Annotated in this window: 8 protein-coding genes; 2 read left to right on the forward strand and 6 right to left on the reverse strand. The window is 52.2% G+C overall.

The window, feature by feature from the left end:
- Nucleotides 1-212: 212 nt before the first annotated feature.
- Nucleotides 213-4,817, reverse strand: coding sequence for a glutamate synthase large subunit (gene gltB / locus AC0LWF_RS06790; RefSeq protein WP_474650788.1), 4,605 nt, complete (start codon nt 4,815-4,817; stop codon nt 213-215).
- A 400-nt stretch (nt 4,818-5,217) separates the two neighbouring features.
- Here gltB and AC0LWF_RS06795 point away from each other — a divergent pair, with 400 nt between their 5' ends.
- On the forward strand, nt 5,218-6,591 hold the full coding sequence (locus tag AC0LWF_RS06795; RefSeq protein WP_474650789.1) for an SGNH/GDSL hydrolase family protein: 1,374 nt from the start codon (nt 5,218-5,220) through the stop codon (nt 6,589-6,591).
- Nucleotides 6,592-6,683: 92 nt separating this feature from the next.
- Here the strand turns inward: AC0LWF_RS06795 and AC0LWF_RS06800 are convergent, their stop codons facing one another.
- The 5 genes from AC0LWF_RS06800 to kapB all read right to left on the reverse strand — a co-directional run bounded on the left by AC0LWF_RS06800 (nt 6,684) and on the right by kapB (nt 11,809).
- Nucleotides 6,684-7,634: a serine O-acetyltransferase gene (locus tag AC0LWF_RS06800; protein WP_474650790.1), complete on the reverse strand. Its 951-nt coding sequence runs from the start codon at nt 7,632-7,634 to the stop codon at nt 6,684-6,686.
- A gap of 316 nt (nt 7,635-7,950) precedes the next feature.
- Nucleotides 7,951-9,969 (reverse strand): YhgE/Pip family protein, encoded by a 2,019-nt coding sequence (locus tag AC0LWF_RS06805; protein ID WP_474650791.1) that lies wholly within the window; start codon nt 9,967-9,969, stop codon nt 7,951-7,953.
- Between the two features lie 130 nt (nt 9,970-10,099).
- Nucleotides 10,100-10,687, reverse strand: coding sequence for a TetR/AcrR family transcriptional regulator (locus AC0LWF_RS06810; protein WP_474650792.1), 588 nt, complete (start codon nt 10,685-10,687; stop codon nt 10,100-10,102).
- A gap of 112 nt (nt 10,688-10,799) precedes the next feature.
- The gene (pyrE, locus tag AC0LWF_RS06815) at nt 10,800-11,327 is read right to left on the reverse strand and encodes an orotate phosphoribosyltransferase (RefSeq protein WP_474650793.1); all 528 of its coding nucleotides are present in this window, start codon (nt 11,325-11,327) and stop codon (nt 10,800-10,802) included.
- 92 nt (nt 11,328-11,419) lie between these two features.
- Nucleotides 11,420-11,809 carry a kinase-associated lipoprotein KapB gene (gene kapB, locus AC0LWF_RS06820; RefSeq protein WP_474650794.1) on the reverse strand — a complete coding sequence of 130 codons (390 nt, stop codon included), beginning with the start codon at nt 11,807-11,809 and terminating at the stop codon, nt 11,420-11,422.
- 182 nt (nt 11,810-11,991) lie between these two features.
- Here kapB and AC0LWF_RS06825 point away from each other — a divergent pair, with 182 nt between their 5' ends.
- Nucleotides 11,992-13,107 carry an MGDG synthase family glycosyltransferase gene (locus AC0LWF_RS06825; protein WP_474650795.1) on the forward strand — a complete coding sequence of 372 codons (1,116 nt, stop codon included), beginning with the start codon at nt 11,992-11,994 and terminating at the stop codon, nt 13,105-13,107.
- Nucleotides 13,108-13,399 lie beyond the last annotated feature (292 nt).

The raw sequence follows: 13,399 nt of genomic DNA on the forward strand, positions 1-13,399 counted from the left end.
GACTCCTTTATTGTCCTCTCTCTACTTGTCTTTTCTCATTATATCCAAATGAAATCAAAAAGGGTGTCGAAGGATGTGGGACTAATCTCACATGGCGCTTCTATTATTGTCGATATATGGTAATTTAAATAACGGATGGTAAAATTATTGACATAAAAAGAAGCCGGCAGCGAAACATCTCGCTACACGGCTTCTTTTGTCAGGCTCTTTATTTAGTTCCCGCCTACACGAGCGAGCTCTTTCATATTCGCTTCGAAAGCTGCGAGAAGCGCTTCATCTCCGACTAAGCCGGATTGCTCCATCTTCTCGATTTGCTGCAGCATCCGCTTGTAGTCTTTCGGGATAACTTTAACAAATTTCTGTTTGGACGTCTCCCAATCGGAGAGCAGTCGTTTGCCGATTTCACTGCCCGTGTAATCCACATGGCGCTGAATCATCGACTGAAGCTCATCCGAATCGCGCTGCTCTTCGATACGCTCCAGAAGGACCATCTCGATGTTGCAGTGCTTGTAGAAATCGCCTGCTTCATCAAGCACGTACGCGACGCCGCCGGACATACCAGCCGCGAAGTTACGGCCTGTGACGCCAAGGATTGCAACGCGGCCGCCTGTCATGTACTCACAGCCGTGGTCGCCAACGCCTTCGACAACGACATTCACGCCGGAGTTACGAACTGCAAAACGCTCGCCTGCGATACCGCTGACGTAAGCGTCGCCGCCAGTTGCTCCGTAGAACGCTGTATTGCCGATAATGACGTTCTCTTCTGCTTTGAATGTTGCTTTCGGAGACGGAGCTACAATGATTTTACCGCCGGATAGACCTTTACCGACATAGTCATTGGAGTCGCCTTCGAGGGAGAGCGTAATACCCTTCGGTACGAACGCGCCAAAGCTTTGGCCAGCGGAGCCGACAAAGTGGAACGAAATCGTATCTTCAGGCAAGCCCTTCGCACCGTAAGCGCGAGTCACTTCACTACCCACGATTGTACCGACTACGCGGTTGATGTTCGTGATTGGCAATGTAGCGCGAACTTTATCACCCGATTCGATTGCAGCCTGTGCCAGAGGCAGCAGCTTCTGCATATCAAGCGATTCTTCAAGCTTATGATCCTGCTCTTGCGTGCAGAACCGTGCAGCGCCTTCCGGCAATTCCACTTGATGCAGCAGCGGAGTCAGATCAACACCTTTAAGCTTGTAGTGCTCGATCAGCGATTTGGTCTTCAAGCGATCAACGCGACCGACCATCTCTTGAATCGTACGGAAACCAAGCTCAGCCATAATTTCACGCAGCTCCTGCGCAACAAACAGCATGAAGTTCGCTACATGGCTTGGATCGCCCATGAACTTCTGACGAAGATCCGGGTTCTGCGTTGCGACACCAACCGGACAAGTATCCAATTGGCACACGCGCATCATAATACAGCCAAGCACGACGAGCGGAGCTGTCGAGAAACCATATTCTTCTGCGCCGAGCAATGCTGCGATCGCAAGGTCGCGGCCGTTCATAATCTTGCCGTCAGTCTCAACAACGACGCGGTCACGCAGGTTGTTGATCATCAGCGTTTGATGCGTTTCAACGAGGCCAAGCTCCCACGGCATACCCGCATGGCGGATCGATGCAAGTGGAGAAGCGCCTGTACCGCCGTCATAACCGCTGACGAGGATAACATCTGCACGGCCCTTCGCTACGCCGGCTGCGATTGTGCCGACACCAGCTTCGGAAACGAGCTTCACGTTGATACGTGCACGAGGGTTAGCGTTCTTGAGATCATGAATGAGCTCAGCCAAATCCTCTATCGAATAAATATCATGATGCGGCGGCGGCGAGATGAGACCTACGCCTGGCGTCGAACCGCGAACTTCAGCAACCCAAGGGTATACTTTGCGTCCAGGCAATTGACCGCCTTCGCCTGGCTTCGCGCCTTGCGCCATCTTGATTTGAATTTCATCGGCATTGACCAAATAGTTGCTCGTTACGCCGAAACGACCGGATGCAACTTGCTTGATCGCACTGCGTCGGGAATCGCCGTTCGCATCTGGAATGTAACGAGCTGGATCTTCGCCGCCCTCGCCTGTATTGGATCTGCCGCCGATGCGGTTCATCGCAATTGCAAGCGCCTCATGTGCTTCTTTACTGATTGAGCCATACGACATCGCGCCAGTCTTGAATCGCTTCACGATTGATTCCACGGATTCTACTTCATCCAGTGGTACCGGATCAGCGTCGAAGTTGAACTCGAGCAGCGAGCGAAGAGTCAGATGCTTCTTATCTTCACCTTGCACGAGATTCGAGAATTTCTTGTACAGCTTGTAGTCGTTGTTACGGGAAGCCATCTGCAGCGTATGAATCGTCTGCGGGCTGAACAAGTGATCTTCGCCGTCTTTACGCCATTGATACTCACCGCCGGAGTCAAGCTCTCTTACGCGGCCCTCTTGCTCGGAGTACGCACGGTTGTGATGCTTAAGCGTTTCTTCCGTAATGACATCAAGGCCAATACCGCCGATACGCGTCGGTGTCCATGTGAAGTATTGGTCAACAACATCTTCCTTCAGACCAACCGCTTCAAAGATTTGTGCGCCGCGGTACGATTGGATTGTCGAGATGCCCATCTTCGACAGGATCTTAACGACGCCTTTCGTTGCAGCTTTAATGAAGTTCTTCACCGCTTTATCATGCTTCACGCCGCGCAGCATGCCTTGGCGGATCATGTCATCAAGCGTCTCGAATGCGAGGTACGGGTTCACTGCGCTTACGCCGTAGCCAAGCAGTAGTGCAAAGTGATGCACTTCACGCGGCTCGCCGGATTCAAGCAGGATGCTGACTTTCGTGCGCGTACCTTCGCGGATCAAATGGTGATGCAGAGCAGATACAGCAAGCAGCGACGGAATTGCCGCATTCTCACGATCTACGCCGCGGTCGGATAGAATAAGAATATTATGACCTTTAGCTATAACGCGGTCAGCCGCTTCGCACATTTGCTTCAGAGCATAGCGCAAGCCTTCTTCGCCTTTGTCCGCTGTGAACAGCGTAGGAAGCGTGATGGACTTGTAGCCCGGACGGCGAATATGGCGCAGCTTCGCGAACTCTTCGTTCGACAATACTGGTGTTGCCAGCTTGATATGGCGGCAGCTCTCAGGCTCAGGGTTGAGCAGGTTGCGCTCAGGTCCAAGCGTTGTGCCTGTCGCTGTAATGATCTCTTCACGAATCGCGTCAATCGGCGGGTTCGTTACTTGCGCGAACATTTGCTTAAAGTAGTTGAACAAACGCTGCGGGCGCTCCGACAGAATCGCAAGCGGCGCGTCATAACCCATGGAAGCGATCGGCTCAACGCCGCTGCCTGCCATTGGCTCAAGCACTTTGCGCAAATCCTCGAACGTATAGCCGAACGCCTGCTGGCGCTGTTCTACCGTTTCGTGGCTTGGCTCTGGCAATTCAGGCGCATCCGGAAGCTCATCCAGACCTACGAGATGCTCATCGAGCCATTCGCGGTATGGGTGCTCCGAAGCGATTTGGGCTTTAACCTCTTCATCCGATACGATGCGGCCTGCTTTTGTATCAACAAGCAGCATACGGCCTGGACGAAGACGGTCTTTATATAGGATGTTTTCTGGATCAATGTGAACGGTGCCTGCTTCGGAACCGAGAATGATGACATCGTCCTTCGTTACATAGTAACGAGCTGGGCGAAGACCGTTCCGGTCAAGAACCGCACCGATTTGAGTGCCATCGGTGAACGCCATTGCGGCTGGTCCGTCCCACGGCTCCATCAAACAGCTGTGGTATTCATAGAATGCACGTTTCTCTTCGCTCATGCCTTCGTGGTTAGACCAAGGCTCCGGTACCATCATCATTGCCACATGCGGCAACGAACGTCCCGAGAGATAGAGGAATTCAAGCGTGTTGTCAAACATCGCCGTATCGGAGCCGTCTGGATTGATGATTGGCTTAATCTTCGCCAGATCATCACCGAACAATTCCGTAGCGAACATCGTTTGACGAGCGTGCATCCAGTTCACGTTGCCGCGAAGCGTGTTGATCTCGCCATTATGAATGAGATAACGGTATGGATGCGCGCGCTCCCAGCTTGGGAACGTGTTCGTGGAGAACCGGGAGTGTACGAGCGCGAGCGCCGTTTCCATCGTCTCATCATTAAGCTCGACGTAGAAGGAACGAACCTGCTCGGTTGTAAGCATCCCTTTGTACACGATTTTTTTACTGGACATACTGGAGAAATAGAAGCTATCAGCGCCTTCAGCGCCGGAATAGCGGATCGCAATCTCCGCACGTTTACGAATGACGTAGATTTTACGTTCGAAGGCAAGCTCATCTTGAAGCTCAGCACTTTTCCCGATGAACACTTGGCGAACGAACGGTTTAACCGACTTCGCAGAGTGTCCAAGCTTCTCGTCGTTCGTTGGAACGGTACGCCAGCCTAGCAAAGTTTGACCTTCCTCGCGGATGATCGCTTCCAGCTCGCGTTCATGCTTGCTGCGAATGCTCTCGTCTTGGGACAAGAAAAGCATACCAACTGCATAGTCGCCGCTTGCCGGTAATTGTGTGCCGAGCTCTTTCATTTCACGGGCAAAGAAAGTATGCGGAATTTGCAATAAGATCCCGGCTCCATCCCCTGTGTTCGGCTCGCTGCCTTGGCCACCGCGATGCTCCATGTTCTCAAGCACGGTCAGTGCCTGTTGGATGATCGTGTGTGATTTAATTCCCTTGATGTTAGCCACAAAGCCCATTCCGCAGGCGTCTTTCTCAAATTGCGGATCGTATAGACCTTGCTTCGGCGGCAATCCTGACTGGTTCTCTTTCACTTGGATGCAACCTTTCTATGAGAAATTTTTAAATAAACGGAGGAATGGATTCTTATTCATGGAATCCGGCTTCAATTCCAGCGGATAATCGCTTAGAATGAAGGTGTACACGCGGTCACCGCTTAGGGCCCAAACAGACAGGTCATCCTGAATGATTCGAAAAAAAGACGCTGAGGCGGCTGTACAGCATGCCGTGCTCTTCAGCATCCTTCTTGTGAAACAGCGGGTGTACGAATTTTTGTTATTATTTGATTGTACCACCAGAACGCAATGAATTTCAATTTAATATTTTTATGGTAATGATAAGACTTCTTTAACACATCACAGCAGCAATCTGAAAAATTCTCAGAAAATTGTACACCCATTGTAACGCATAAATAACCAAAAGGATGTGGATTTATTGTTTAGTAATTTCAGGAAAGCACCAAAATGGTTTGTATCCTTAACGGCAGTTGCACTTTTGCTCGGGTCTTCCGAGGTTTATCGATCATATGCTGACGCACCTGCGAACGTAATGAGTACAGGAAATGCATCGGCAGTTCAGTTTGACGCGACGCAAGCAGCATCATCGGCGGCTCCAGCTGCCCCGCAGGCGAAAGTGAATCAGCCGCTGCATATCGTTGCTGTCGGCGACTCGCTTACTGCAGGCTACGAGCTTGGCATGACCGTGAAGTCGATTCCGTATGGCTACGTGGAGCGCGTTTATGAGCAGGCGCTTTATCATGACGATGCTGAATTGAATAATTATGGCATTATCGCTTTGAAGTCTTCCGGTTTGAAAGGACTGCTAGACGCCGCGGCAGCTGGCAAGTCAGTGACGGCGGAGCAAATTCAACCGAATCTGTCTACATACCCGCTTGCCGATGAGACGGTAGCCAAATCCGCACAGCTTGCCGCTGATCTGAAGAAAGCCGATCTTGTCATTATGACCATTGGCGGCAATGACTTCCTGTCGCTCTTCGATGAAATTAAAGAAGAGTCGCTGAGCGCAGATCAGCTGCAAACGCGGCTGGACAGCCACTTGGATAGCTACATCCCGACGCTCGAAGCTTCGATTCGGACCATTCTGAGCTTGAATCCGAAAGCGACGCTCGTTTTCGCGGATCAATATTTGCCGGTGCCGGCGCCTTCTATAATTAACAAGGCGGTTACAGAAGAGCAGTACAAGGTGCTGACTAACGGCGTAGAAAAGCTGAGATCACTGGCCGAAGCGCTTGCTGGGAAGCTGAAGCAAGAAAGGTACGATGTGCGTATGGTCGATGTATCGGAGCCGTTCCTCGGCAACGAGTTTACCTACACGTACATATTAAAGGGAGATATCCATCCGAAGCAGTCTGGTTACGATGTAATGGGCCGTCAGTTTGCGGATGGCATCTGGGGCGAGTACCGTGATCCCGCAACACTTCAAGCAGGCGCACCTCTTCGTGTCGTGGTGAACGGCAAAGATCTAACAGGCGCAAATAAACCAGTCCTTAAAAATAATACGACGTTTCTGCCCATGCGCGACATCGCGAACGCGCTCCATGCAACTCTTGCCTGGGACGGCAAAACGCGCACCGCAACGGTAACTTCCGGCAGCAACAAAGTCGCGTTCACAATCGGTGCAACGACGATGAAAGTGATCGGCCAATCCGTGCCGCTCGAAACACCGGCTTACTTGCAGCAGGTTGGCGGAAATTCCGTCACCTACCTGCCTCTCGCCGCATTGTCGAAGGGACTCGGCTATAAGGTCGTTTATCGGAAGCCGATTGTGACGGTGTTTATTCAAGGCTAATCAGTAAAATGTAATATACACCAATGGCAATACAAAAGACGCCTTCGCAACCACGAACAGTGGTGCTGAAGGCGTCTTTTGTCATGCACGGATCAAATTACCCAATCTGCAGTAAATTCCTGTTTGAACTCCTGGGGCAAGCGGCCTTTAAAGACAAGCTCCGGATTTCTTACGCTCACTTTGGTGCCGTCCGGAACCGAACGTGTAATGAACGCGTTGCTGCCGATGACTACGCCTTTGCCGATGACCGTTTCCCCGCCCAGAATGGATGCGCCGGAATAGACTGTAACTTCATCTTCAAGTGTTGGATGACGCTTCACGCCGCGCAGCGATTGACCGCCTCGCGTAGATAACGCACCGAGCGTCACGCCTTGATAGATCTTAACATGATTGCCGATAACCGTCGTTTCGCCGATAACGACTCCTGTTCCGTGGTCGATGAAGAAATGTTCGCCGATTATTGCCCCAGCATGAATATCAATGCCGGTTACGCTATGCGCGTATTCGGTCATAATCCGCGGGATGAGCGGGACGGACAGCTTGTACAGCTCATGCGCCAAGCGATAAATGCTTACGGCGAATATGCCTGGGAAAGAGAAAATGACCTCGCTCGTATTCTCGGCAGAAGGATCCCCAGTGAAAGCGGCCTTGACGTCAGTCGCCAGCACGCGCCGCAGCTCGGGAATTTGGCTCAGAAACTCATAGATGACGGCATCTGATGTCGCATCCGCATCCTCATCCGAGCCGTGGCTCGGATTGTAAGACGACTGATGCTTCAGCGCGGATGCAATCTGTTCGCGCAGCTTCTCACCAATGCTGATAAGCAAATCGCCAATATGGTACTCGATCGTCGCGTTAACAAGATTCTTTTTTCCGTAATAGCCCGGGAACAGTAGTTCTCTTAGCAGATGAATGACTTCGATGATCGTATCCCGACTAGGCAAATCTTTGGCATCCTGAGAAATCGTGTGCGACTGTTCACGATAGCTGCTAGCAATCGCAGACACGAGGCCGCCGATTTGCTTATGAAAATTGGTGCCCATCGAATTCATCCCCCTCCATATTCAGCTCAATATCGACCGGTCTTTCAGACGCATGACACGGAAGCGATCAGATCAAGCTCCTCGAAAGTGTTATAGAACGCCAGCGATGGCCTGACCGTATTCTCCTGTCCGAATCTTCTTAGAAAAAGGGGCTCTTTCCCGCCAGTCTCCTCGACTTTAAAGATAAGAGCCCCCGTTTGAACGGTAGAGATTAATGAAATTTTTCCCAGTATAATCGATTTGTCGAGAAAGTGTCAATCCACATCTATTGGAGGTATCGATGCAGATGGCTCCACTAAAAATTGCAAGGTGGTTGTTATGCTGTCAGCTCGATTGGAGCTGCCGCTTGGCGCTTCTCCTTGCGGTGCATCATGATGAAGACGAGCAGCGTCAGCACTGCGGAGACGACTGCGAACAGAGCGACGTGGATCGCCATGCTGCCTGTGATCTCCAGCTCGTTGCCTGTCACGATTTCGCGGAACGCTTTGATCGTGTAAGTCATAGGCAGCCAAGCGCCAACATGCTGCAGCCATGACGGCACAAGCTCGGACGGATACGTGCCGGCGCTGCCAGTCAGCTGCAAGATAAGCAGTATGACGGAGACGAAGCGGCCCGGATTATCCAGCAGTGTGACAAGGAACTGAATAATCATCATGAATGTAAAGCTTGCTAGCAGCGACATGCCGATGAATGCGCCCATATGGTTCACATGCAGTCCAATGCCGTAAATCAGAATCAGATCGGCAATTGTCGCTTGTACGAGACCAACGATGGCGAACAGCGACAGCTTGCTAACGAACCAGCTCCAGCCGGAGGTTGGTCGTGTTCCTGTCTCGCGCATCGGCATAACGGTCGTGGACAGCAGCGCCCCAACAAACAGACCGAGCGATAGGAAGTAAGGCGCGAAGCCCGTGCCGTAGTTCGGCACTTCAGTCAATTTCTCTTCTTCGACTTGTACAGGCTTCGCGAACATGTCGTACAGGGCATCGGTTCCGATGATGCCCCCCGTTTCGCCTGCGGCGCTGCCGAGCTTGCTCGATAGCTCGGCTGAGCCGTTCGCGAGCTTGGCCGTGCCGCTCGCGAGATCGGCGGAGCCGCTTGCCAGCTTGCCGGACCCATCGGCAAGCTGCGCCGCACCGCGGCCAGCGGCGGCTGCGCCGCCAGCTAGCTTCGCGGCGCCATCCGCGGTGCTGTGCGCGCCAGCTGCGAGCTTGGCGCCGCTAGCATTGGCGCTAGCGAGCCCATGCTCCAGCGCCGCAAGCCCCTGCTGCAGCTGGCTCTGCCCGCGCTGCAGCTCCGTGCCGCCGGCGGCCAGCTTCGCGCTGCCGCCGGAGAGCCCGGCTGCGCCCGCGGATACCTCGCGGGCTGCGCCGATAAGACCTTGCAGCGCCGCATCCTGCGCTGCATCAGGCTGCGCGGCGGCGTATGCGTCGAGCGCCGCCGACAGCTTCGCGGCTGCGCCGGCCAGCTGCGCGCTGCCCTGCTTCGCCGCAGCAAGCCCGTCGGCCAGCTGCTTCGCGGCCGAGGCAGCCTTATCCGCGCCGCCGCTGAGCTTGCCGCCAGCAGCTTCAAGCTTGCCGAGGCCGGCGGACAATGCCGCCGCGCCATCACTTACTTGCGAGGTGGCGCTATGAAGCTGCTCCGCGCCTTTACCCAGCGTCGCTACGCCGCCTGCAAGCTGCTCCGTGCTGCTCGCGAGCTTCGCGACGTTATCGCGCAGCTTCTCAGCGCCTGTGTTCGCATCAGTGGCGCCGCTGCTCAGCTGGCTTGCACCGTCGCTCGCTTTGGCGATGCCATCCGCCGCTTCGCCGATATTCGCGAACACGGCCTCCGCGTACGCTTTCGTCACCCGCTGCGAAATCTCCGACTGCAGCTTCGAAATCGCGCTCTGTCCGATCTTCGCAGCCAAGTAGTTCCCACTGTCGTTAGACATGTACGTGAGCTCCGCCGGCTGCGGCTTCTCATCCAGCAGCGTCGTTGCTTGCTGCGAGAAGGAAGACGGTATTTCTACGGCATAATAGTATTTCCCATCTTGCAGCCCCTGTTTGGCAGCATCGCGATCGACAAAATCCCATTTGAAATCCTCGTTCTCCTTCAGCTCCTTCACAAGGTCGCTGCCGACGGCAAGCGATTTCCCTTTGAACTGAGCGCCTGCATCCTCATTCACGATGGCGACTGGCAGCTCGTTCAGCTTGCCATACGGATCCCAGAAGGAGCCGATCAGCATGCCGCTGTACATAATAGGAATGAACATGACGCCGATAATCGAGATAATAAGCTTCCGATTGCGCATAATGCGCACAAACTCCTTGCCTGTAAATGATAAAGCCTTCACTTTTCCTCACACCTCTCAATTTCGTTATTGAACAAATGACCGGATTGTACTTTCGGTCAATTTATTTCAAAAAAAGAAGCAGCATCTGCCGCTTTCTTTATTGTTATCGTGTTTGCTTTTTGAAATTAGGCTAGCTCGCCGTAATCCCGTCGCGTAGCAGCGAAGTAAAATAGGCAGCAATCTCTTCGCGTGTCAGCGGCTCGTGATGCTTGTTCCACTCTGCACCGAGCGCGACATACATCTTCAGCATCATGAAAGCTGTCAGCCCAGGATTTACTGCGCGAAGCTCGCCCTTCTGTACCGCAAGCTCAACCTCATGCTGGATAAAGGTATGAATCGCTGTTTCCATCTTCGCGATGCCGTCCTTCGCCATCGGCGTGCCGATGTCGCGCACTTCTTGAGACAGCTTCACAATCAGTTCATGCTTCTCGCGGAACAGCAACAGCTCGTGCAGCACAGCAGCTAGATTATCGAAGAAATTCCGCTCCCTGTCGATGATTCGTTCCGCAAGCACACGCAGCTCTGCGCATAATTGACCGATAATTTCGCTGAACAGATCTTCCTTCGTAGCGAAAAACGTATAAATCGTGCCTTTACCGACTGCAGCGATCTTGGATACCAGTTCCATCGTCGTCGCTTTGTAACCAAACATGGCAAAAGACTTCGCAGCCGCTTCAACAATCTGCAGCCTGCGATCGACCGGCTTCTTCTGTTCCATTACGCCGCAGCTCCTTTATAACTTCGTTGACACTCATATTATCAGAAACTGACCAGAAATACAATATAGTCATTCGGTCGATTGTTATGATCTATGCTCTTCCTACTACCGATCATTCAGCGGAATTTACAAGCTCATCCATCGTGAGCAGTGCATGCAGCTTCAACCCTGCCGCTTCCAAATTGGCTCGTCCGTCCGGGTGACGCTCAATGACGCAGACGACATCCTGCACAATCGCGCCAGCATCCCGCAGCTCTTTCACGCTTTGCAGAATCTGTCCGCCTGTCGTAACGACGTCTTCGACGACACATACTTTCCGTCCTTGGACTTCGGCGCCTTCCGCAATCTTTCTTGTACCGTATGCCTTCGCTTGCTTCCTGACAAAAGCAGCAGATATATTCGTATGTAAGGATAGCGCAGTTGCAATCGCAATGCCGCCCATCTCAAGCCCCGCCAGCACATGTGTGCCAACCGGAATGTGTGAGGATAGCTCGGCTGCAATGGCGCTTAACAGACGAGGGTTCGCTTCAAACATGTATTTGTCAAAATACGTATCCGACTGCTGGCCGGATCGGAGCGTGAACTCCCCCGACAATCGCGATGCTGCGTAAATTTCACGTGCAAGAATTTGCTTGCTCATACATGTCAGCTCCTTAAGGCTGCGGCAGATAGGCTGCCTTTATTATATCCTTTGCTTGTCCGTGTTTCTTACTTTATTACTTTATTACTTTCTTACTTGTACTCCTTCGCCAGCTGCTGCAGCTGCTCCAGACCGCGCTCCGCCCAGCGCTTCAGTTTATCAATTGCTTCGATTTCGGCTTGCACTGCTTTATCGAGGGATTCTTTGTACGAAGGCAGCTCTCCGCGGAACGGACCGATATCGCCATATGGGACATTCGTTTTCTCCGTGTAGCTCAGCGCTCTGCGCTCGTGAAACATTGGCACATCCGGGTTGTACGGATTGTGCAAATCGCCTTGCTCAGGATGCTTGAGCACAGCCAGCACCTTCAGAAGCGCGCGCGGCCCGTTTGTTTCCATGACTTCCCCTGCATATTGTCCTGTTTTATAGGTAAAGGCTACAGTTGTACCAATCTCCGGAATCCATTTTTCTTGCTGCATCATTCATCCACTCCATTCTCATTCGTCTATATAGGAGCACAAATCTCCTATTTTTTAGAATAGTTTAATGCGCCAAGCAACTGCAAGTGCTAATTCCAATCTTGTGTTGTGTTCTGATGCATCGTAATATTGAGTAGGAGCATTAAATATGAGTTGTTGATCCGGTTAGAGAAGCAGGTGAAGAAATGCGTAAAAAACGAGTATTGCTCTTATCCGAAGGGTTCGGATCCGGCCATACCCAAGCCGCCTATGCACTAGCTGTCGGCCTGCGTTCGCTAGATCCTCAAATTCAAACCCGGGTGATCGAACTGGGCAATTTTCTCAATCCGGTTATTGGGCCATTAATTATATCCGCCTATCGCAGAACCGTTACAAAGCAGCCGAAACTTCTCGGTACGCTTTATCGCAGACAATATAAGAAATCATTGAACAGATTCACGCAGCTCGCGCTGCACCGTTTGTTCTATAAGCATACGGAGCAGGTGATCACGCAGCTGAAGCCCGATCTTATCGTTTGCACGCATCCCGTTCCGAATGCCGTCGTGGCGAGGCTGAAGCGGCTTGGTCTCAACGTCCCGCTCTACACGCTCATTACGGACTATGATGCGCATGGCACTTGGACTAGCTCCGAAGTGAACAAATATTTAGTATCAACTGTGGACGTAAAGAAGAAGCTAATCGAGCGTGGTACTCCGGCGAGCAGGATTCAGGTCACGGGCATCCCGGTGCATCCGAACTTCTGGCAGACGTATGACCGGTCGGAGCTTCAAGCGCAGTTTGATCTGAAAGCACTGCCGACCGTCCTTATTATGGGCGGAGGCTGGGGGATTATGTACAGCGACGATCTGCTATCGTATATGACGCGCTACCGCGACTCCGTCCAGCTCATCTACTGTGTTGGCAACAACGACAAGGTGCGCGAGCGAATGCTCGCAGATCCGAACTTCCAACACCCTAACATTAAGGTGCTCGGATTTACAAAAGAAATTAATAAGCTGATGGATCTGTCCGATTTGCTCATTACGAAGCCCGGCGGCATGACTTGTACGGAAGGGCTCAGCAAAGGCATCCCGATGCTGTTCTACGAGCCAATCCCAGGGCAAGAAGAAGTCAACTGCGAATACTTCGTCGCGAGCGGCTTCGGCGAAATGCTCGAATCGACAGAGACGATCGATAAATGGTTCAAAATCATCCAGGAGCCGTACACATCGGTCCAGCACCGGATAGATCTCATGAAAAAACGCAATCAACAATACAACCCAATGGAATGTTCACGCGCCGTCCTGCAGCTGATGCAGTGACGGTTTTTTTTTGCATTTTCAGGAGCTAGAAACCTCGCCCTCAAGATGGAGCCTCGTCTAACGAACTCAGAAGCATCTATTCGCCGAAAAATCGGCATTTCTCGATTCTAACGAACACCAGTAACGTTATTTGATTGTTTTCCAGCAAAATAAGGCCTATCTGCACGCAATAGCGTGTCTATGGTTCGTTAGATTTTCTACTGAGCTCTTTTTGTCCAAATAACGTCTCTGAGATTCGTTAGAATGTTCCTGCATGTCGGGATGGCGGGGATTAGTTGGGGACAGCTGCTTT

The sequence above is a fragment of the Paenibacillus sp. sgz302114 genome (assembly GCF_056120345.1).